The 19,468-nt window shown below is 41.9% G+C and carries 15 protein-coding genes and 1 tRNA gene; 7 read left to right on the plus strand and 9 right to left on the minus strand.

Annotated elements, in window-relative coordinates:
• The 3 genes from F986_RS09665 to F986_RS09675 form a co-directional block, all read right to left on the minus strand.
• A tRNA-Val gene (locus F986_RS09665) sits at window positions 1-76 on the minus strand.
• Window positions 77-382: 306 nt separating this feature from the next.
• Complete coding sequence (gene elsL, locus F986_RS09670) at window positions 383-886, minus strand: cell wall-recycling L,D-carboxypeptidase ElsL (protein WP_004694473.1); 504 nt, start codon at window positions 884-886, stop codon at window positions 383-385.
• The gene (locus F986_RS09675) at window positions 886-1,278 is read right to left on the minus strand and encodes a YbaN family protein (protein ID WP_004694474.1); all 393 of its coding nucleotides are present in this window, start codon (window positions 1,276-1,278) and stop codon (window positions 886-888) included. The genes elsL and F986_RS09675 overlap by 1 nt, the downstream gene beginning before the upstream one ends.
• Before the next feature lie 97 nt (window positions 1,279-1,375).
• Between F986_RS09675 and F986_RS09680 the strand changes: the two genes are divergently transcribed.
• From F986_RS09680 to dapE, 3 genes are all read left to right on the plus strand, one after another.
• Entirely contained in the window at window positions 1,376-2,254 is an 879-nt protein-coding gene (locus F986_RS09680; RefSeq protein ID WP_004694477.1) for a DUF1853 family protein, read from the plus strand.
• A gap of 187 nt (window positions 2,255-2,441) precedes the next feature.
• Window positions 2,442-2,558: an entericidin A/B family lipoprotein gene (locus F986_RS09685; protein ID WP_373868118.1), complete on the plus strand. Its 117-nt coding sequence runs from the start codon at window positions 2,442-2,444 to the stop codon at window positions 2,556-2,558.
• A gap of 118 nt (window positions 2,559-2,676) precedes the next feature.
• Entirely contained in the window at window positions 2,677-3,810 is a 1,134-nt protein-coding gene (dapE, locus tag F986_RS09690; RefSeq protein WP_026056444.1) for a succinyl-diaminopimelate desuccinylase, read from the plus strand.
• A gap of 65 nt (window positions 3,811-3,875) precedes the next feature.
• Here dapE and F986_RS09695 read toward each other — a convergent pair whose 3' ends face one another.
• The 6 genes from F986_RS09695 to pilG all read right to left on the minus strand — a co-directional run bounded on the left by F986_RS09695 (window position 3,876) and on the right by pilG (window position 12,425).
• A complete protein-coding gene (locus F986_RS09695; RefSeq protein WP_004694485.1) occupies window positions 3,876-4,331 on the minus strand; it encodes a hypothetical protein in 456 nt (151 codons plus the stop codon).
• A 4-nt stretch (window positions 4,332-4,335) separates the two neighbouring features.
• Window positions 4,336-8,814: a hybrid sensor histidine kinase/response regulator gene (locus tag F986_RS09700; RefSeq protein WP_004694487.1), complete on the minus strand. Its 4,479-nt coding sequence runs from the start codon at window positions 8,812-8,814 to the stop codon at window positions 4,336-4,338.
• 166 nt (window positions 8,815-8,980) lie between these two features.
• Complete coding sequence (locus tag F986_RS09705) at window positions 8,981-11,053, minus strand: methyl-accepting chemotaxis protein (protein WP_004694489.1); 2,073 nt, start codon at window positions 11,051-11,053, stop codon at window positions 8,981-8,983.
• Window positions 11,054-11,103: 50 nt separating this feature from the next.
• Window positions 11,104-11,640 (minus strand): chemotaxis protein CheW, encoded by a 537-nt coding sequence (locus F986_RS09710; RefSeq protein WP_004694490.1) that lies wholly within the window; start codon window positions 11,638-11,640, stop codon window positions 11,104-11,106.
• A 5-nt stretch (window positions 11,641-11,645) separates the two neighbouring features.
• A complete protein-coding gene (locus tag F986_RS09715; protein ID WP_004694491.1) occupies window positions 11,646-12,014 on the minus strand; it encodes a response regulator in 369 nt (122 codons plus the stop codon).
• A gap of 27 nt (window positions 12,015-12,041) precedes the next feature.
• Window positions 12,042-12,425: a twitching motility response regulator PilG gene (gene pilG, locus F986_RS09720; protein WP_004694493.1), complete on the minus strand. Its 384-nt coding sequence runs from the start codon at window positions 12,423-12,425 to the stop codon at window positions 12,042-12,044.
• A gap of 280 nt (window positions 12,426-12,705) precedes the next feature.
• On the opposite strand from pilG, the gene F986_RS09725 reads away from it, so the two are divergent.
• The 4 genes from F986_RS09725 to F986_RS09740 all read left to right on the plus strand — a co-directional run bounded on the left by F986_RS09725 (window position 12,706) and on the right by F986_RS09740 (window position 19,468).
• Window positions 12,706-13,344, plus strand: a complete 639-nt coding sequence (locus tag F986_RS09725; protein ID WP_004694495.1) for a hypothetical protein — start codon at window positions 12,706-12,708, stop codon at window positions 13,342-13,344.
• 57 nt (window positions 13,345-13,401) lie between these two features.
• Window positions 13,402-14,529: an efflux RND transporter periplasmic adaptor subunit gene (locus F986_RS09730; RefSeq protein WP_004694497.1), complete on the plus strand. Its 1,128-nt coding sequence runs from the start codon at window positions 13,402-13,404 to the stop codon at window positions 14,527-14,529.
• Between the two features lie 20 nt (window positions 14,530-14,549).
• Window positions 14,550-17,654, plus strand: coding sequence for an efflux RND transporter permease subunit (locus F986_RS09735; RefSeq protein ID WP_004694498.1), 3,105 nt, complete (start codon window positions 14,550-14,552; stop codon window positions 17,652-17,654).
• A gap of 95 nt (window positions 17,655-17,749) precedes the next feature.
• On the plus strand, window positions 17,750-19,468 hold the full coding sequence (locus F986_RS09740) for a proline--tRNA ligase (protein WP_004694502.1): 1,719 nt from the start codon (window positions 17,750-17,752) through the stop codon (window positions 19,466-19,468).

The raw sequence follows: 19,468 nt of genomic DNA on the forward strand, positions 1-19,468 counted from the left end.
TGGTGGGCGCTGACGGGATCGAACCGCCGACATTCTGCTTGTAAGGCAGACGCTCTACCAACTGAGCTAAGCGCCCTTAACGTCTTTATCGTTTGTGAGGTGCATTATAGAGAATCTTTACAGGCTGTCAAACGCTTTTCGGCTTGTTTTCGCTTTTTTGCAATCGAGTGATTAAAAAATAGGTCAAATGGTATAAAAACAAGTATTTTCTGTATGTTATTTAACATATTTGCGAAAATTAAAATGATTATTCGCTAAATTTCTTTTCCTCAAAATACACATTTTCTATGACTAATCCCCTTCTTCTACTCAATATTCATATTTTAAATTACAGCGTTGAATACTCAATAAAATAAGCTTGCACATTTTTTAACATCTATTTTTAGAGTTCAAGTTTATGTTCGGAAATATAAACCAGCGCATTGCAATCAATTAGTTCAAATAACTCTATGACATCCGTATTACGCATACGAATACAGCCATGCGACATCGGCATCCCCATTGGCTCGGTATCAGGTGTTCCATGAATATAGATATAACGTTGATAGGTGTCGCATCCTTCGCCGCGATTAAAGCCCTCTTCTAAACCACTCAACCATAAAATCCGAGATAAAATCCAATCCCGTTCTGGAAACTGAGCCGCCAAATTGGAATCATAAACCTCCCCTGTCGGCTTTCGAGCAATAAAAACAGCATTTTGTGGTTGCTCAGCGCCATGCTTTTCAGCAATGCAATGCCACCCCCGTGGGGTTTTACCACTATTTTCAGTTTCGCCAATGCCATTTTTCCCCGATGAGATCAGATAAAATTTATTCTTTTTAGGCAGTGTTAAAGTCTGTTCAGCTAGATCAATCAAGACGTCTGCATCAGCAATCACATAAGACATCAGTTGTCCTCTATTTGTTTTTTATCTATCAACGTATTTGGTTCAGGGCGTAGCCATAGCCATATTGCAACAATTAACATAGTGGTATTGGTAAATAATTTGACTAAAAATGGCGCATTGGTAAAGAGCATAATCACCCCACTGATCAACATCATGATACTGGCAAACCATTTCGCCTTACGTGGTACAGTCCCATTGGCACGCCATGCCCTTAATGTTGCTCCGTATTTCGGATGATTCAGCAACCAAGCATCCATTTGTGGCCAACCTTTGGATGCAGCCCAAGCGGCCAAGATCAGAAAAACAGTGGTTGGCATACCCGGCAACAGTGCACCGATAAAGCCTAGGATGACAAAGATCACCACTAAACAACGCCAAAACAACGTTTTCATACCACTTTCCTGAGCACCGAATTGCGGTAGTATAAAGTGTTTTTTAATTTTATCCGTTGTCCTTCTGCATATTTAGCTTCTTTTTTAAGGCACTCACATGCATCTCATTTCACAGCATCAATTGTTTGAACCGTGGCTCCAATTTAAACATCCATTGGTTCGTCAGTTGGCTTTTGCTGTAGCAAGTCCAAACATTTTGTCTGCGTTGCCGTTAGAACTCGATATACAACATACTTTTCATTTTCATCCCTCACAGATCTGGCAACAGCACTTTCAAACCTATTTACCTCGCCTTAAACAGCTCGATCAAGACCCGAAAGAACTTGAAGACTTTATGGTTCAACTGAAAAGTACCCGTCTAGGTCTGCGCTTTGAAATGTTCATGTGGTTTTGGTTACGGGATCATCACTATCATGCATATGAATTATTGGGGCATAGTATTCAAATCATTGATGGGGCACGGACTACAGGTGAGCTGGACTTTTTAATTAAAAATACCGAAACCAATCAAATCGAGCATTGGGAAGTCGCGTTGAAATATTATTTGGGTGAAACAGATCTGAGCTTAACCACATGGTATGGGTTGAATCGTACCGATACTTTAAACCGAAAACTAAAACACTTTACCCATAAACAGTTCCAATTCCAGCAAGCTTTAGACACAGACATTCAAACGCGCTTTGCCGTTTTAAAGGGACAACTTTTTCTCCCCATAATAAATGGTTTCACAGCAGTTGATGCTTTAAACCAATACTCCCTCCCCCATTGGCTCAATCCTGACCGTCGACTAGGTACTTGGGGTAACATCATTCCAACGACCGACTTAAATTACTATCGCCTACAGCGTCAAGAGTGGATTTGCCCAAATGCGGAAGTCAGCAGCGAAAATGCACATTGGTGGACAAATGGAATGTACTTACAAAATCAAAACAATCAGTTTTATATGTACCGAAATCCAAACTTGATTTTAACTTGATTTTGCAGAGGTTCCTTTATACAAAAATACATAACGCAACATACGCTTACTCATCTCCTGTAAAACGATGCTATTTTTTATAGTGTTTATTTTTTAATCTTAAACAACATCAGAACAAAATCATTTGATGAATACACTAAAAATTTTGGAGATAGAGATGAAAAAAATTGTTTTAAGTTCACTAGTGATGCTTTTTGTTTTAACAGGCTGTAATACCGTCAAAGGTATGGGTAAAGATGTCTCTTCAGCAGGTAATGCTGTATCAAATACCGCTGAAAAAACCCAAGATAAAATCCGCAAGTAATTAATATCTGCACTTCAAAACCTTATCAATTGATAAGGTTTTTTTATTGCTAAGTTTCGCATTCCAGAGATTAATCGCCTATTATAGTGCCGACTGTTTTATTGACTTTGAAATGCGCATGACCTCTTCTGCTACTCTCGATTTAAGCCTCCAACTTTTACGTCAGCCATCGGTTACACCTGTGGACCACAACTGTCAAAATATTATGGCTGAACGCTTAAAAAAAATTGGTTTCAACATTGAATCTATGCGCTTTGATGATGTTGATAATCTATGGGCACGAAAAGGTACTGAAGCACCTGTATTCTGCTTTGCTGGTCATACTGATGTCGTTCCTACAGGTAATTTAGATGCTTGGAACTCAGACCCATTTGCCCCTGAAATTCGTGATGGCAAGCTTTATGGTCGTGGCAGTGCAGACATGAAAACTGCCTTAGCCGCAATGGTGGTTGCTTCTGAGCGCTTTGTTGCAAAACACCCAAATCATAAAGGCTCAATCGCGTTCCTCATCACCTCAGATGAAGAAGGCCCATCGATCAATGGCACGGTCAAAGTGATCGAAACACTCGAAGCCCGTAATGAAAAAATGAAGTGGTGTTTGGTAGGTGAACCATCAAGTACCCATCAACTGGGTGATATTGTTAAAAATGGTCGTCGTGGTTCACTCAATGCAGTACTGACAGTGAAAGGAAAACAAGGTCACGTGGCTTATCCACATTTGGCCATTAACCCGATTCACATGGCGTCTAAAGCCGTTGCTGAACTCTGTGATACGGTTTGGGATCAGGGTAACGAATACTTCCCTGCAACCTCGTTCCAAGTGTCCAATATTCAAGCTGGCACAGGGGCAACCAATGTCGTCCCAGGTACCATGACCGTGACTTTCAATTTCCGTTATTCAACTGAATTGACCGCTGAAGAATTAAAAGCACGTGTTTTAGAAATTTTGGATCGTCATGGTTTAGTCTACGACATTAAATGGACACATTCAGGCTTGCCATTCCTGACGCCAGTGGGTGAGTTGGTGAATGCGGCTAAAAATGCTATTCGTAATGTAACTGGCGTAGAAACTGAGCTTTCAACCTCAGGCGGAACATCAGATGGTCGCTTTATTGCTCCTACAGGTGCTCAAGTACTTGAACTTGGTGTTCTCAATGCCAGCATCCATCAAATTGATGAACATGTGAATGTGGCTGATCTGGAACCACTTGCTGAAATTTACGAACAAATTTTAGAAGGCCTTTTGGCATAAGCATTCAAACCCACATAAAAAAGGAACTCAGTTGAGTTCCTTTTTTATTACATTCAAACTTAAGCTTAAAGCCCTAAACTGGCCTGAATTTTATTTAAATTCGGTATGTGGTAAGTCTCATCCCCCATACGCACCAGCTGGAAAATGGTGGGATCATTCACAGGGCTTTCATCATCAACAATTTCAGAAATACGCAAACGAATTGACTTCGGCATTTCATTACACATCAAAGCAAAGCGTTGAGAAGCATCATCTCCCTCAATCACCAGTGCCACCCCTTCCATTTGGTCTGGACGGTTGATGGCATAAACAGGCAGATGAAGATCGTGCCATTCCACCGTTTTCACTTGCGTATCACTATCGAGCGCTGAAAGTACAATATTTTGAGGCAAGAGCATGGGTTTTTTACCATGACACTCAATAATATAAGCATCAATAAAACCCGTTGATACTGTAATCAGATATTGCAATTCTTGCTGACTGATTTGCTCATTCATGCTCTTTGAAACATTTGCATTCATTTATTTACCCCTGCTTTTCAGCCAATAACTGCTGAATGTTGGCAAGTAACTCTGCCTCTTGGAATGGTTTGCCCATGTAGTGCGTCACGCCCAAGCTGAAAGCACGTTCACGGTGTTTTTCACCCGTACGCGATGTAATCATAATAATCGGCAAGTTCTGGTGAATTTCGTGGTGACGAACCAAGTTCGTTACTTCAAAACCATCCATACGTGGCATTTCAATATCCAGCAACATCAAGTCTGGTTTAACACTCTCCAGCTGCTCCATCGCATCGACACCGTCTTTAGCAGTCACAATATCAAAGCCTTGGCGCTCTAATAAACGCGATGTGACCTTACGAACCGTGACCGAGTCATCCACAATCATCACTAAACGACGTGTATCCTGATGGCGACCAAAGTCACGATGATCTGCTGCATGCGTCACACGCTTGGTACTTAAAATCTGACGTGCAATGTTCTGACCATCTAAAATCAAACACACATGACCATCACCCAAAATCGTTGCGCCCGCAATTGCACCAATGCTGGCAAACTGTTGTCCAACTGGCTTCACTACAATTTGCGCACGTGAACCGATGAGCTGATCGACTAATAATGCAATGGTTTGTCCACTGTTGCCTTTAATCAACAACACTGGCAATGAATGTCCAATATTACTCAAACGTGGAATCGGCTGATTAGATAAAAACTCAGATAAATAGCGCAGTTTATAACTCACACCATCAATTTTGAATTGGTCATCTTTGCTGTGGAAATACTGATCCAATGCTGTTGGAGCAATACGCACAATACGATCAATCTGCGCCAATGGAATCGCATATTGTTGATCACCGGCTTTCACCATCAAGGCATCGCTCACCGCTACCGTAGTCGGTACGCGAATAATGAAGGTCGTGCCGAGTCCAATTTCCGATTCAACCGTGACATGTCCACCCAGTGCTTTAATTTCACTTTGCACCACATCAAGGCCTACACCACGTCCAGAAATTTGCGTCACTTCTTTGGCCGTACTAAAACCTGGATGGAAAATAAACTGTAAAATTTCCTGTTTATCTAGTACTTGATCGGCTTTAATTAAACCTAAATTTAGCGCTTTCGCTTTAATCGTGCTTTCATCAATACCCTTACCATCATCTTTAAAGCTGACGATAACATCTGTACCTTGACGGCTAATGTTTAGTTCAATTTGGCCTGTCGCTGATTTTTTCGCAGCGCCACGTTGTTCCGTATCTTCAATACCGTGGTCGATTGCGTTACGTAGCATATGCTCAAACGGTGTAACCAAACGTTCAAGAATCGTACGATCTAATTCACCTTCGGTATTGTGGACAACCAATTCCGTTGGACGGTTTAAGGTTGATGCAGTCTGACGTACAATACGCTGCAAACGTGGCAACATACGTGAGAACGGCACTAAACGTGTCCGCATTAAGCTTTCTTGAATTTCCGCTTGAATACGGGATTGTTGTAGTAACAAGCCTTCCGCATCACGAATTTTCTCAGCCAAAGTGCTCTTAAAGTCAACCAAATCCGAAGCCGATTCGGCTAAGGATTTAGACAATTGATTCAGCGATGAATATTGGTCCATTTCCAAGGGGTCAAAGTCTGCGTAGCGCGAGTTTTCAGAACCATGCTTCGCAATAATTTGACTCTCAAGCTCGCCTTCCATTCGACGTAACTGATCTGCCAAACGCTTAATTGCAAGCTCCATCTCGTTCAACGTATTGCCGAGTTGACCTAAGTCCATCTCGATACGCGAACGGTTAATTGCATTTTCACCTGATAGGTCGATCATTTTTTCAACCAAATCAGCTGAGATACGGATCATCTCATTACCGCCATCCAAGTGAGTCGTTTCTTTCCACTCACCCAGCATTGCTGGCGGCTCAGTACCATCACCCTGCACAAACTCAAAACTTGGTACCGCATTGAGTAAATCAATTTGAGTTACACGCGTCGGTAATTGCGCAATCACATCCACATAATCAATAGATGCTAAGCTATTTTTCAAACCATCATAATTACTGAAATCACGTTTGAAGATGGCTTGTTTTAACCATTCAAATGCAGTTTGCAATAATGGGTCATACACGTTTGAACTGAAATTATGTACAGCAAATTGCTCAAATGTGGTTTCTAGTTCATAAGCAATCGCACCAACGGGTTCATTCTCCGCCATACGCGCGCCGCCTTTTAAGCTGTGCGCAGCACGTTGCAATTGTAGTAACACACTACGGTCACTACGTTGTTCAGTCCACTGTTTCAGTAAGCCATCCGTAGTCGCTAAAATTTCTTCAGCTTCTTCCAAGAAGGTTTCTTCAACAATTGATAAAAGACTAGCTGCTTCTTCAACAGCGCTGACTGCTTCTTCTTGGACAAGTGACGGAGTATCCAGCTGTTCAACGACAGTAACGTCAGTGTTATCAACTACACTCGGCTCTTCAATCGCAGTTGCTGACTCAACCGCAGCTGCCTCAGCTTCAATCGTTCTATCTATATTAGATAAAGGTTCTTCAACTGCCGCAACAAACGCTTCAACTAAAGGCTCGGATACTGTAGTTGTAACAGTCGTACCCTCAACTAAGCTCTGAATGTTATGCAGTACCTTGATGGTTGCTGTTGCTGGATAATCAACCTTCTCGGTGCGAATGACCTGAATTCGGTCTGCGACGTCATCCTGTACTAAACGTATGATGCTGATCAACTGTGGCGTTGTGGCAATTTGCTGACGAATCACACGTTCATAAATAGACTCTAATTCGTGTGCAATCGAACCAATAAAAGGTGCAGAAATCATATTGGCACCACCTTTTAAGGTGTGCAAATAACGCATTAAATTATTGAGTGCCGCGGTATCATTGCCATTTTTAGACCAAGTATTGAGATCCTGATCCATCCCCATCAATAATTCTTCGGCTTCTTCCAAGAAGATATCGAGCAAATCATCATCAAAATCGGTATTGGCCGTATTCGATTGCTTGTACTGATGATCCGATGCAATTTGCTGCGAAATCTGCGCAAGATCAAGGCTTGGTTGTAAAGTATTTCCAGAAACAATAGCCTCAGCAACAGGTTCAATTACCGTCGTCGAAGTCGATTCAACATCTTGCTGTACGAAGGCCATTAATTCATTCAGAACTTTATGCACTTCTTCAGTCAGAATGACACGCTGACCCGCAGCTAAAGTGTCAAATAAATGGATAAATTCTTGATGTGCCTGACCAAATAACTCGTATGCATAATCTACATTGAGTAATTCTGGCTTTTCCAGTAAGGCTTGATAACCAGCATATAGCTCAGAAGTAAAGTCATGAATTCCTTGAGCAGCACGGTTATTGGTGAATTCTAGCAATTGTTTTGCTTGTTCACCTAAGTGCTGAATATATTCAGGATATTCAACCTTAGCACGCTGATCAAACTCAAACTCGGCATCAAGCAACAGATCAATATTTAACTCGATCAGCTTCGAGACCATACCTTGTGGGTTTAGCTCATCATCTACGTCTTCAATACTGAAACCATAGTTATCCCAAGCCGTAGTGAACGTGGCGTAAATCACGTCAAGCTGTTCGTTCGTACCACGCCCAAGCACATGTAAATAATCACGTACAAATTCAGCATATTGGGTGAGTAAAGAGATCTCCTTCGAGGTGGAAACAATCTCTTCTTGTACCAAGGTTTTAAATAGATTTTCGACTTTTGAGCTGGCATTAAAGACATGCTCAATTTGCGCCATAGACGAACTACCGCGCAATGTATGTAAAGCACGGATTAAGCCATTGTAATCTTGTACTTTGGTTTCATCTGCATTTAAGAACTGATCGATAGTCGCTAAATGGTCTTCCGCTTCTTCAATGAAGATCGCTAAAGTTTCTTCAAGAACATCATGCACTTGACCATCCTGCTCAGAAACGTCTGCAACTTGTGGCTCAGATTCAGCCACTTCAATATCGCTCAGCTCTAATCCCGTCATGACATCATTACTATTTAGATGATTAGACAGTTGTAGCAACTCTTCTAGAGCAGGTTCTAAACTTTGATTTTGTTGTAATTGTTGTCCAATTAAAACCAATGGACGAAGATCAAGATCAATTTCCTGTACCGCTTTGAATATCGGATACAGTTTAAATTGATACAGTTTGAATACTGTTTTAGCGAATTTTTGAACCGTTGCCGTGAGAGGCACAGCCCCTGAAATCACACGATTTAAGGTATCTTCAACCGCCCATGCTGTTTCACCTGCTGACTTTGCCCCCACCATACGACCAGAGCCTTTTAAGGTATGGAAGTGACGACGTATGCTCAACAAAGTTTCTTGATGTGTCGGTTCAGCGTACCACTTTTCAAATAATGGATCTAAGTCAACGAAGATTTCTTCAATTTCTTCAACAAAAATTTCAAGAATTTCTGCATCTTGATCTAGATAACTATCTTCCGGAAGCGTTGTCGTTTCAACTAAATGTTTTATTATTTCTTTCATAGCTAAGGCTTCTTGCGTTGTCAGCTACCCAAAAAGGTGCATAAACTTCATTATAACCATCATCCCAAACCAGTCTTTTTGCTCAAGCTAATTGAGTTGATGTGTATCCTGATTTTGGTATGCTATTCAAGCGATGAGTAGCATACCTCCCCCCCAAAGCAAGCGCTTAATCAGGCAGTTTAAAGTCTGTTACAGACTCACGTAACGCTTCCGCCATATTTGCAAGTTCAGAGACTGAACGTGCTGTATCGAACGTCGCAGTGGTGGTTTGTGAGGTAATTTCTTGTACGACATTCATCGTAGTTGCAATATGACCTGCAGATGCGGATTGTAGCTTTGCTGCATCCGAAATGTTTGCAATCAATTTCGCCAAATTACCCGATACGTTTTGAATCTCATCCAGTGCAACACCCGCATCCTTAGATAAGTTCGCACCGCGTACAACCTCAGACGTGGTTTGTTCCATCGAAATTACAGCTTCGTTGGTATCGGTCTGAATAGTTTTTACCAGTGTTTCAATCTGCTTGGTTGCTGAAGCTGAACGCTCTGCAAGACGCTGTACTTCATCTGCAACCACGGCGAAACCACGACCTGCTTCACCTGCCATCGATGCTTGGATCGCTGCGTTTAAAGCCAAGATGTTCGTTTGGTCGGCAATATCGTTAATCAAGGCAACGATGTTACCAATCTCTTGTGAAGATTCACCCAAACGTTTAATACGTTTAGAGGTTTCTTGAATCTGCTCACGAATGATATCCATACCTTCAATTGAACGGTTTACAACGTTCGCGCCATTTGCAGCAATTTTTACTGAACGTTCTGCTACCACCGCTGATTCTTCAGCGTTTGAAGATACTTGGTCAATTGACATTGCCATTTCATTAATCGCAGCAGATGCACCCGCAATTTCTTGCGCTTGGTGTTCAGATGCTTCGGCTAACTGGTTGGTAATCCCCTGCGTATTTGCCGTATATTGCGCAACCTCTTGAGATGTTTCGGTAATACGCGATACAAGGTCACGCAATTGGTCAATTGCGAAGTTAATCGAGTCGGCAATTGCACCCGTGAAGTCTTCAGATACCGTTGCATATGAACGTAAGTCACCATCTGCAAGATCGGCAATCTCATCCAGTAAACGTAAAATCGCGTTTTGGTTACGGTCATATTCATCTTGTAGGCGAGATACACGTTTTTTATCTGATTCGCCACGAAGTACGAGTAATTTAAATACACAGAATAAGAAAGCAATCAGGGCTAGAATTAAACCTAAGGCAGGAATTGCAATGGCTAAACCTGTACCACCTGACAATTTGTTCAAATTGCTTAACAAAGCATCCGACTGTTCAAAAATCGATGATGACGCTTGGCGTACTTTAACGATTTGTGATGAGTTCTTTAAGACGGTTGCTGCTGCTGACTTCAGTACAGCATCATATTCAGACTGAATACTGGTTAGAGAGTCGCGCATTTCAGGATCATTAATCCGTTCCACACCTAAGTCAGCACTGCCATTTAACTGCGCATTTAGGTAAGAAGCGAAAGTTTCTGTATCTGAGCTAAAGTCATCTGCAGATTCACGTGAGTTGTCTGAACCCGTCAATACCGAACCAATCGAACGAAGAATACGTTCAGCAATGAATACTTGGTTCTTTGCAATCACGACTTGGTTGGCTGGCACATTTTGACGTGCCATTTGGTCAACCATTAAGTTATATTCGGCCTGAATACCAGGAATTGTTTCACTAATTGCGATGTTGGTATCGTACAATTGATTAATAATTTTTTGTTGTGAGGCAATTAAATCAATATTTGCAGAAACTTTCGTCCACTGCGCATCTACTTCACGTAGCGCATCTGTACTTGCATGAATATCTTTAACAATTTCTAGGTTTTCAGCAAACGACTTTTGCGATTCGGTCAATTTTTTAATCGCTTCAGGCGTACCTGATGCTGTAGCTTCAGTCGCTTGACGTGAAATGGTTTGCGATAAAAGACGTAAGTCACCCACACTACGGGTAAATTCGTTATTTCGCGGTACGCTATAGAATAGATACAACAGTAGGAAAATTGCTAAAACAATACAAAATGCTGCACCCAAAATTAATGGCTTGGACTTTTCACTATCACCAAATACACGTGAAAACTGTTCCGTCTGCGATTGAATTTTTGCTACTAAAGCATTTCCACCTGAGCGGTTCGTGCTTCCATCTGTATTTTTCTTTTTAAGTTTAAAGCCCATGCAGCTTCTCCCCGATTTACGCCCTTATATTTTCGTGCGCGACAATGATATTAATTTATAAATTTTATAGATGCGTTCATATACTTTGGATTGTCTAATAAGCGACTGAATAAGAAAACATGCCATTGTTGGTTGTGTTGGTGAAAATACCCTTGGCAATATTCTTTTAAATTCCGATCTAAATCTTCGTGTTTAGAAAAGAAACTTTTCTTATTAAAGTGCTGAATCCCCAGAACTTGATCTACAACTAAACCGACATAGTGGTCATTGTGACTAATACAGAGTACTTTTTGAGTCGGTGAATACGCACTGCGATGCCCTGATACATAGTGCGCTAAATCGGCAACAGAAAGTAAACGTCCTCGAATATTGGCCAAACCCACAACCCAAGGCTGAGTATTTGGCACTAAGGTATATTTCGGAGGATAAATCACCTCTGCAACTTCACCTAATGGCGCAACGAAATATTGCCCCATCATCTCAAAAGCAATGCCCGACCAGCGGTTTACCTCATTTTCGTTTGAAACGTAGTTTTTATTACCACGTTTAGCAAGTCGAAGTAATTCGATAAATCCATTTGCTGCCATAGAGCCTATCCTGCGTTCAGGTGTTGCTTAATCACATCAATCAGTTGGTTTTCATCAACAGGCTTAGTTAAATAATCACATGCACCTTGACGCTTACCCCATACACGATCCGTAGCTTGGTCTTTAGTACTGACGATCACTACGGGAATGTGTTTTGTTGTTGCGCCACGCGCAATTTGACGGGTTGCTTGGAAGCCATTAACGCCTGGCATCACCACATCCATCAACACAAGATCAGGAAGTTCAGCTTGAGCCATGGTTACACCATCGGCACCATTCGACGCTTCAATCACTTCAAAACCGTGTTTCCCCAAAATTTCTTTAAAGCGGAATGTCTCTGTAGGTGAGTCATCCACAATTAAAATACGCGCCATAATTTTCCCCAATTACACTTATATTATTTATGCTGAAACGTGATTACGAATCGCATTTAATAATTCATCTTTACTAAACGGCTTTGTTAAATATTCATCTGAACCGACAACACGCCCTTTGGCTTGGTCAAATAGACCATCTTTGCTAGAGAGCATCACGACAGGAATATTTTGATAATTTTGTGAATTTTTGATTAATGCACACGTTTGATAACCATCTAGTCGTGGCATCATAATGTCGACAAATACGATATCAGGATTGGCTTGAGCAATTTTTGACAATGCGTCAAAACCATCGACTGCAGTCACCACTTCACAACCTTCACGTTGCAATAATGTTTCAGCTGTGCGACGAATGGTTTTTGAATCATCAATGACCATTACTTTTAGATTCTGGAATTTATCGTCCATTTAATATGACCCTTCCCATTTTTAGAATGTTTGTAGAAACAGATTCGTAGACGCTTTACAAGTTACGTACACTTTTAACATATATTTACTTATATTTTCAACGAACAGTTTCCGCATAAAACCACACTTCATCTTGTTTTTAAGAACGGCTTCACACTTTCCCACACCCGTCGATTTTTTTTTGACTGATTATATTTTTTATTCCTAAATTTAGGACTAATATAGCACTATTTATTGCTTGTAAATAAGTAATTTAGTCAACTTTAAACTGGGGGTATCGATGCTTAGGGAGTTTAATCACAAACTTGCTTTGATCGTGAAAAAAAGGATGACTGCGAAAGTCATTTTGCTGGCTTTGCTAAGTTTGCAGACCACCTCGATTATGGCCGATCCACCTAAAGCGGTCTGGTATCGATATTACGACAGTAAAGGCATCGCAAACGTCAGTAGCAGTGTCACCCCCAACCATATTCGTTATGGTTATGAAGCACTCGATAGCAACATGCAAGTGATTCAACGGGCACGCCCATACAACGCAGAAAAAGATGCGCAATATGCGCCGCAACGTGCAGCAGCAGCCAAGCAACGCGAGTCAGATCTTAAATTAAAACGCGCTTATACCAACAGCCAAGTCGCCACTCAAAAACGCAATACCGCCCTTTCCTATATCTTAAAGCAGATTAAGTTCCAGCAAGATGAATTAAAACAATTACAGAATGACCGTATTGGATTCTTACGCCAAGAAAAAGAGAACATGCGTAAAGGCAAAAGCAATCCGAAACCGCTCCAAGATATGGTTGATTATAATTCCAAAAATATTGTGATGAAAAAAGAGCAAATACAATCGTTACAAAGTCACTATCGTAATACCAAGGCTGAATACGACAGAATTATTGCTCGCTTAAAAACACTTGAATAATCTGCGTCTTATTTACAGTGTGCTGACTTTCGCCGCTAGACCAAAGGATTTGACTCAATGCAGGCTGCACTACGTATAAAAAACCAATTAAGCCGCCAAGTGCTCCCAATTTTTAAACTCAGTCCGCTGTGTTTGTGCTTACTCCTCTCTGCCTGCCAAAAACAAAACGAAGTCACCTCCCCTACTTCGTCTACAGCTAAAATCGAGCTGATAGCACAAGACTTGGTTCAGTTCCAAGAAGGGCCTTCTATCCAACGTACAGCTTTTACTGGCACCATTCGAGCCGTCAATCAAAGTTCCATTCAGGCTCAAGTGACAGCGACAGCCACCACCGTCTCCGCTCAAGTTGGACAAGCTGTTCAGAAAGGGCAAGTACTGGTTCGATTGAATAATCAAGATAATGCTGCGCGTCTTGCCCAAGCTCAAGCCAATCTTGCATCAACCCAAGCCCAAGCCAATCTTGCAAAAAGCATGGTTCAAAGAAAAAAACGTTTACTCGATCAGGGCTTTATTTCTAAAGTGGAATATGAACAAAGCCTTGTGGACTATCAAGCTCAATTAGAAAATGTTCGTGCGCAACAAGCCAATGTTGATATTGCCGAAAAAGCGGATCGCGATGGCACTATTTTAAGCCCGATTTCAGGGGTTATTACTCAACGTCAGGTAGAACCTGGACAAACAGTATCCGCAGGACAAACTCTTTTTGAAATCATTGACCCGAGTCATTTAGAAATACAGGCCAAAATTCCAAGTGATCTACAAGCCGCTTTAAGTTTGGGAGAAAAAATTGAATATCAACTGCAAGGCAATCCCAAAAAACTGACAGCCAAGCTTACTCGTATTTCCCCGATTGCTGACCCTGCAAGCCGTCAAATTGAGTTCTTTGCTCAGCCAATGGAAAGTATTAATTCATTGAGTATCGGGACCTTTGTAGAGGGTGACATACTTGGTTCACAGTCCATAACAGGCCAAATTATCCCGCTCGATACCATTCAGGATATACAAAACTCGCCTTATGTTTGGGTGATTCGCCAAAATAAAATTGAACGTGTTCACATAAAAGTCTTGGAACAACGCTATAGCAATAACAGCGCTGTAGTACAGGGACTACAAACTGGCGACCGTATCAGCCGTATAAAGTTTAATGAAAAAGATTTGCATCAAATGGTGACAATCAATCCATAAAATAAGAAAAGGTTGTTGCTATGTGGTTAACCCGTATTAGTGTGAAATATCCTGTTTTTACCATCATGATGATGTTTTGTCTGATGGTTTTAGGCTTAGCCTCTTGGCAAAGAATGGGTGTTGAAGAGTTTCCTGATGTCGATTTCCCCTTCGTCGTGGTTTATACCACCTATCCAGGAGCATCGCCTGAAACGGTTGAGTCTGAAATTACCAAGAAAATGGAAGACCAAATCAATACCATTTCAGGTTTAAAACAGGTCATTTCTCAGTCTAGCGAAGGCTTATCGACCATTATTGCTGAATTTGATCTCGATGTTTCTTCCGCTATAGCCGCACAAGATGTCCGCGATAAAATTGCACCGGTCACCGCTGAGTTTCGAGACGAAATTCAAGACCCAATTGTTGAACGTTACGATCCTTCTGCCAATGCCGTGATGTCAATTGTATTTGAATCACAAAACATGTCACTGAAAGCGCTCAGTTCTTATTTGGACCAGCGCATCGTTCCACAGTTTAGAACCGTTTCTGGTGTCGGGACAGTCAACTTGTTGGGTGATGCCAAGCGACAAATTCGCATACAGATTGAAGCCCACAAATTACAAAGTTTTGGGATTGGTATTGATCAGATCATCAACACGCTAAAAGCTGAAAATGTCGAGGTTCCGGGTGGAACCTTGAAACATGGTAACAGTGAACTTGTGGTCGAGATCAAGTCTAAAGTGATTCATCCTTTAGCCTTCGGCGATTTGGTGATTGCCAATAAAAATGGTGTACCGATTTATTTGCGCCAAGTTGCAAGCATTTCAGACAGCCAAGCAGAACTTGAGTCAAGTGCCTATTTAGATGGTAAAACCGCGGTTGCGATTGATATTTTACGCAGTTCCGATTCAAATGTGATTGACGTGGTCGACGGTGCTTATGAGACCTTAGCAGATATCGAAAAACAGTTGCCTGAAGGCACCACAGCAAAAGTCGTGGTAGATTCATCCAAAGGCATTCGTAACAGCATCACCGATGTTGCACGTACCATTATTGAAGGTGCAGCACTTGCCGTTTTGATTGTCTTGCTGTTTTTAGGCTCATTCCGTTCCACTGCCATTACAGGCATGACCTTGCCGATTGCCCTCCTTGGCACTCTGACGTTTATTTGGATCTTTGGCTTTAGCATCAATATGATGACCTTACTGGCACTATCACTCAGTATTGGTCTACTGATTGATGATGCGATTGTAGTCCGTGAAAATATTGTGCGACATTCAGACATGGGCAAAGACCCTGTCACAGCAGCCCTTGATGGCACCAAAGAAATTGGACTCGCTGTTTTAGCCACCACCTTAACCATTGTTGCGGTGTTCTTACCTGTGGCATTTATGGGCGGTATTATCGGGCGCTTTTTCTATCAGTTTGGCGTAACCGTCAGTACTGCTGTGCTGATCTCCATGTTTGTCAGCTTTACTTTAGATCCAATGCTATCTGCACATTGGGCTGAAAAGCATAATCCACATAAACCACCCAATCGAGTCAAACGTTTCTTTAATTGGATTTCTGGCAAACTAGATAATCTCAGCCATGGCTATGAGAAATTACTCAAGCTTGCTCTACGCTTCCGACTCATCACCCTCATGATTGCTGTGGCTTCACTGTTCGGTGCATTAGGCTTATCTAAACTGATTGGAACAGAGTTTGTCCCTGTTCCAGATAAAGGTGAGATTCGGATTAAGTTCGAAACACCTGTCGACGCCTCTTTGGAATATTCACAAGCCAAACTGCTGCAAGTCGATAAAATTATTCAGCAGCACCCTGACGTTCGAGCAACCTATGCCGTGATTAATGGTGTTACGGATCGTGGTAAAAACCATGTCAGTATTCGCGTAACCGTTACACCACGTACAGAACGCAAGAAAAGCTTAACCGACTTAAACAATGAGTTCCGTCAACGCCTACAACAAGTGGGTGGCATTACCGTGACCTCAATTGCCTCCGCAGATGAAACGGTATCGGGCGGACAAAAACCCGTGATGATTTCCATCAAAGGTCCAGACTTAGCCGAACTCCAGAAGATATCAGACCGCTTTATGGCAGAAATTGCGCAAGTCAAAGGCATTGTCGACTTAGAAAGCTCACTTAAAGCCCCTAAACCGACTTTAGGCGTACATATTGATAGGGTCTTAGCCAGTGATTTAGGGCTATCGGTCAACCAAATTGCCAATGTCATTCGCCCACTGATTGCAGGGGATGATGTCACCACATGGCAAGATGACAAAGGCGAAACCTATGACGTTAACCTGCGCTTAACTGAAAATGCGCGTAGCTTACCTAGTGATGTACAAAACCTTTACCTCACATCGCAAAAAACGGATGCCAATGGTCAAGCTTTATTGATTCCCCTTTCTAGTGTTGCGCATTTAGAGCAAAGTCTGGGGGCATCGCAGATTAATCGTCGTGATCTAGCAAGGGAGGTCTTAGTCGAAGCCAACACCGCAGGTCGTCCTGCAGGCGATATTGGCATCGATATTAAAAAAATTGAAGACAACTTTGACCTTCCTGCAGGTTATAGCTTTGACACACAAGGTTCAAACAAAGACATGGCTGAATCTGCAGGTTATGCCATGACCGCAATCACCTTATCCATTGTGTTTATTTATATTGTGCTAGGTTCTCAGTTTAATAGTTTTATTCACCCTGCGGCGATTATGGCTTCCCTGCCACTATCATTGATAGGGGTATTTTTAGCGCTCTTCTTATTTAACTCCACTATGAACTTGTTTTCTATTATCGGTATTATCATGTTGATGGGGCTGGTGACCAAGAATGCAATTCTATTGATCGATTTCATTAAAAAAGCCATGGATCACGGCGTTGATCGTTATCAAGCGATTATTAATGCGGGTAAAACACGTCTACGCCCTATTTTGATGACTACTAGTGCTATGGTGATGGGCATGGTGCCTCTGGCTTTAGGGCTAGGTGAAGGTGGTGAACAAAGTGCACCGATGGCACATGCAGTGATCGGCGGTGTCATTACATCGACACTACTAACCTTGGTGGTGGTTCCTGTGATCTTCACCTATTTAGATGACTTTAAGAACTTTATGCTGCGTCAAGTACGTAAAATCATGTCATAATAATCAACATTTTTCTGAGGTGGTGTCGACATGCCTCCTCATTTTTTATCGTATAATCTTTGACTTTCAAAGTTTAAAATTTTAGGACAGTTTCCATGCGCGCGAGTCGCTTTTTATTTGCAACGTTAAGAGAAACCCCAAATGACGCAGAAGTGATTTCACATCAACTAATGCTACGTGCTGGGATGATTCGTAAATTGGCTTCAGGTTTATATACTTGGCTGCCGATGGGCGTTCGCGTATTAAATAAAGTTGCAGCGATCGTTCATGAAGAAATGAACAATGCGGGTTCACTCGAAGTCCTGATGCCCGTAACTCAACCAGCATCTTTATGGGAAGAATCTGGTCGATATGTCCAATACGGCCCGGAACTGCTTCGTTTCAAAGACCGTCACGGCAACCCTTTCGTGCTTGGTCCTACCCACGAAGAAGTCATAACCGATCTTGCGCGCAATGAACTCAAAAGCTATAAACAATTGCCTGCAAACTTCTATCAAGTACAAACCAAATTCCGTGATGAAATTCGTCCACGTTTTGGTGTAATGCGTTCACGTGAATTTATCATGAAAGATGCTTATTCTTTCCACGCAAACCAAGAATCACTGCAAGAAACCTATGACATCATGTATGGTGCGTACTGCAAAATCTTTAGCCGTTTAGGTTTAGATTTCCGTCCAGTACAAGCAGATACAGGTTCAATTGGTGGTTCAGGCTCACATGAATTCCACGTATTAGCATCAAGTGGTGAAGATGATATCGCCTTCTCGACTGAATCTGACTATGCGGCAAATATTGAAATGGCTGAGGCTATTTTAGTCGGTGAACGTGCAGCGCCAACCAAAGCATTAGAAGTTGTCGATACACCAAATCAAAAAACCATTGCAGACGTCTCTAACTTCTTAAAATCTGATCCTGCACACTCTGTAAAAGCCTTGTTAGTACAAGGTATTGCAGCCGAAGAAGGCCAAACAACACCGGTAGTGGCATTGTTCTTACGTGGCGATCATGAGCTGAATGAAATTAAAGCGGAGAAACATCCACGTATCGCATCACCATTAACTTTTGCAACAGAAGAACAACTTGTTGCACTGGGTTTAACCGCTGGTTTTTGTGGACCACAAGGCTTAGTTGAAAAAGGCTTAACGGTCATTGTCGACCGTGCTGCATCAGTACTGTCTGACTTTGTTGCTGGTGCAAATGAGGTTGATAAGCACGTGACTGGTCTAAACTGGGAACGTGATGCACAGTTCACCGAAGTTTATGACTTACGTAATGTGGTTGAGGGTGATCCGTCTCCAGACGGTAAAGGTACGCTGCAAATTAAACGTGGTATCGAAGTGGGGCATATTTTCCAACTCGGTCAAAAGTATTCAGAAGCTTTGGGTTGTAAAGTTTTAGGTGAAGATGGTAAGCCATTTACTGTAACCATGGGTTGTTACGGTATTGGTGTAACACGTGTAGTTGCCTCTGCAATTGAGCAAAACTTTGACGAAAAAGGGATTATTTGGCCTATGGCAATTGCACCGTTTGAAGTTGCCATTGTGCCGATGAATGCACATAAGTCTCCACGCACTTTGGAAGCAGCTGAAGCACTGTACGCTGAACTTACGGCAGCAGGTTATGATGTTTTACTGGATGATCGTAACGAACGTCCAGGCGTGAAATTCTCTGACCTAGAGCTTACAGGTATTCCTCACCGTATTGTGATTGGTGAGAAAGGCTTGGATGCAGGTACTTTTGAATATAAAGGCCGTCGTGATGCTGAATCTGTAAACATTTCTAAAGACGAGTTGTTGGCGAAAATTGCAAAATAA

Origin of the sequence: Acinetobacter johnsonii CIP 64.6 (genome assembly GCF_000368045.1) — a bacterium.
Lineage (GTDB): Bacteria > Pseudomonadota > Gammaproteobacteria > Pseudomonadales > Moraxellaceae > Acinetobacter > Acinetobacter johnsonii.

Excerpts from the sequence above, each read along its gene's own strand:
- elsL (WP_004694473.1), bottom strand. The coding sequence starts at position 886 with ATGTCTTATGTGATTGCTGATGCAGACGTCTTGATTGATCTAGCTGAA.
- dapE (WP_026056444.1), top strand. The coding sequence starts at position 2,677 with ATGACCTCTTCTGCTACTCTCGATTTAAGCCTCCAACTTTTACGTCAG.
- pilG (WP_004694493.1), bottom strand. The coding sequence starts at position 12,425 with ATGGACGATAAATTCCAGAATCTAAAAGTAATGGTCATTGATGATTCA.
- F986_RS09705 (WP_004694489.1), bottom strand. The coding sequence starts at position 11,053 with ATGGGCTTTAAACTTAAAAAGAAAAATACAGATGGAAGCACGAACCGC.
- F986_RS09680 (WP_004694477.1), top strand. The coding sequence starts at position 1,376 with ATGCATCTCATTTCACAGCATCAATTGTTTGAACCGTGGCTCCAATTT.
- F986_RS09730 (WP_004694497.1), top strand. The coding sequence starts at position 13,402 with ATGCAGGCTGCACTACGTATAAAAAACCAATTAAGCCGCCAAGTGCTC.
- F986_RS09710 (WP_004694490.1), bottom strand. The coding sequence starts at position 11,640 with ATGGCAGCAAATGGATTTATCGAATTACTTCGACTTGCTAAACGTGGT.
- F986_RS09675 (WP_004694474.1), bottom strand. The coding sequence starts at position 1,278 with ATGAAAACGTTGTTTTGGCGTTGTTTAGTGGTGATCTTTGTCATCCTA.
- F986_RS09735 (WP_004694498.1), top strand. The coding sequence starts at position 14,550 with ATGTGGTTAACCCGTATTAGTGTGAAATATCCTGTTTTTACCATCATG.
- F986_RS09740 (WP_004694502.1), top strand. The coding sequence starts at position 17,750 with ATGCGCGCGAGTCGCTTTTTATTTGCAACGTTAAGAGAAACCCCAAAT.
- F986_RS09695 (WP_004694485.1), bottom strand. The coding sequence starts at position 4,331 with ATGAATGCAAATGTTTCAAAGAGCATGAATGAGCAAATCAGTCAGCAA.
- F986_RS09715 (WP_004694491.1), bottom strand. The coding sequence starts at position 12,014 with ATGGCGCGTATTTTAATTGTGGATGACTCACCTACAGAGACATTCCGC.
- F986_RS09685 (WP_373868118.1), top strand. The coding sequence starts at position 2,442 with ATGCTTTTTGTTTTAACAGGCTGTAATACCGTCAAAGGTATGGGTAAA.
- F986_RS09700 (WP_004694487.1), bottom strand. The coding sequence starts at position 8,814 with ATGAAAGAAATAATAAAACATTTAGTTGAAACGACAACGCTTCCGGAA.
- F986_RS09725 (WP_004694495.1), top strand. The coding sequence starts at position 12,706 with ATGCTTAGGGAGTTTAATCACAAACTTGCTTTGATCGTGAAAAAAAGG.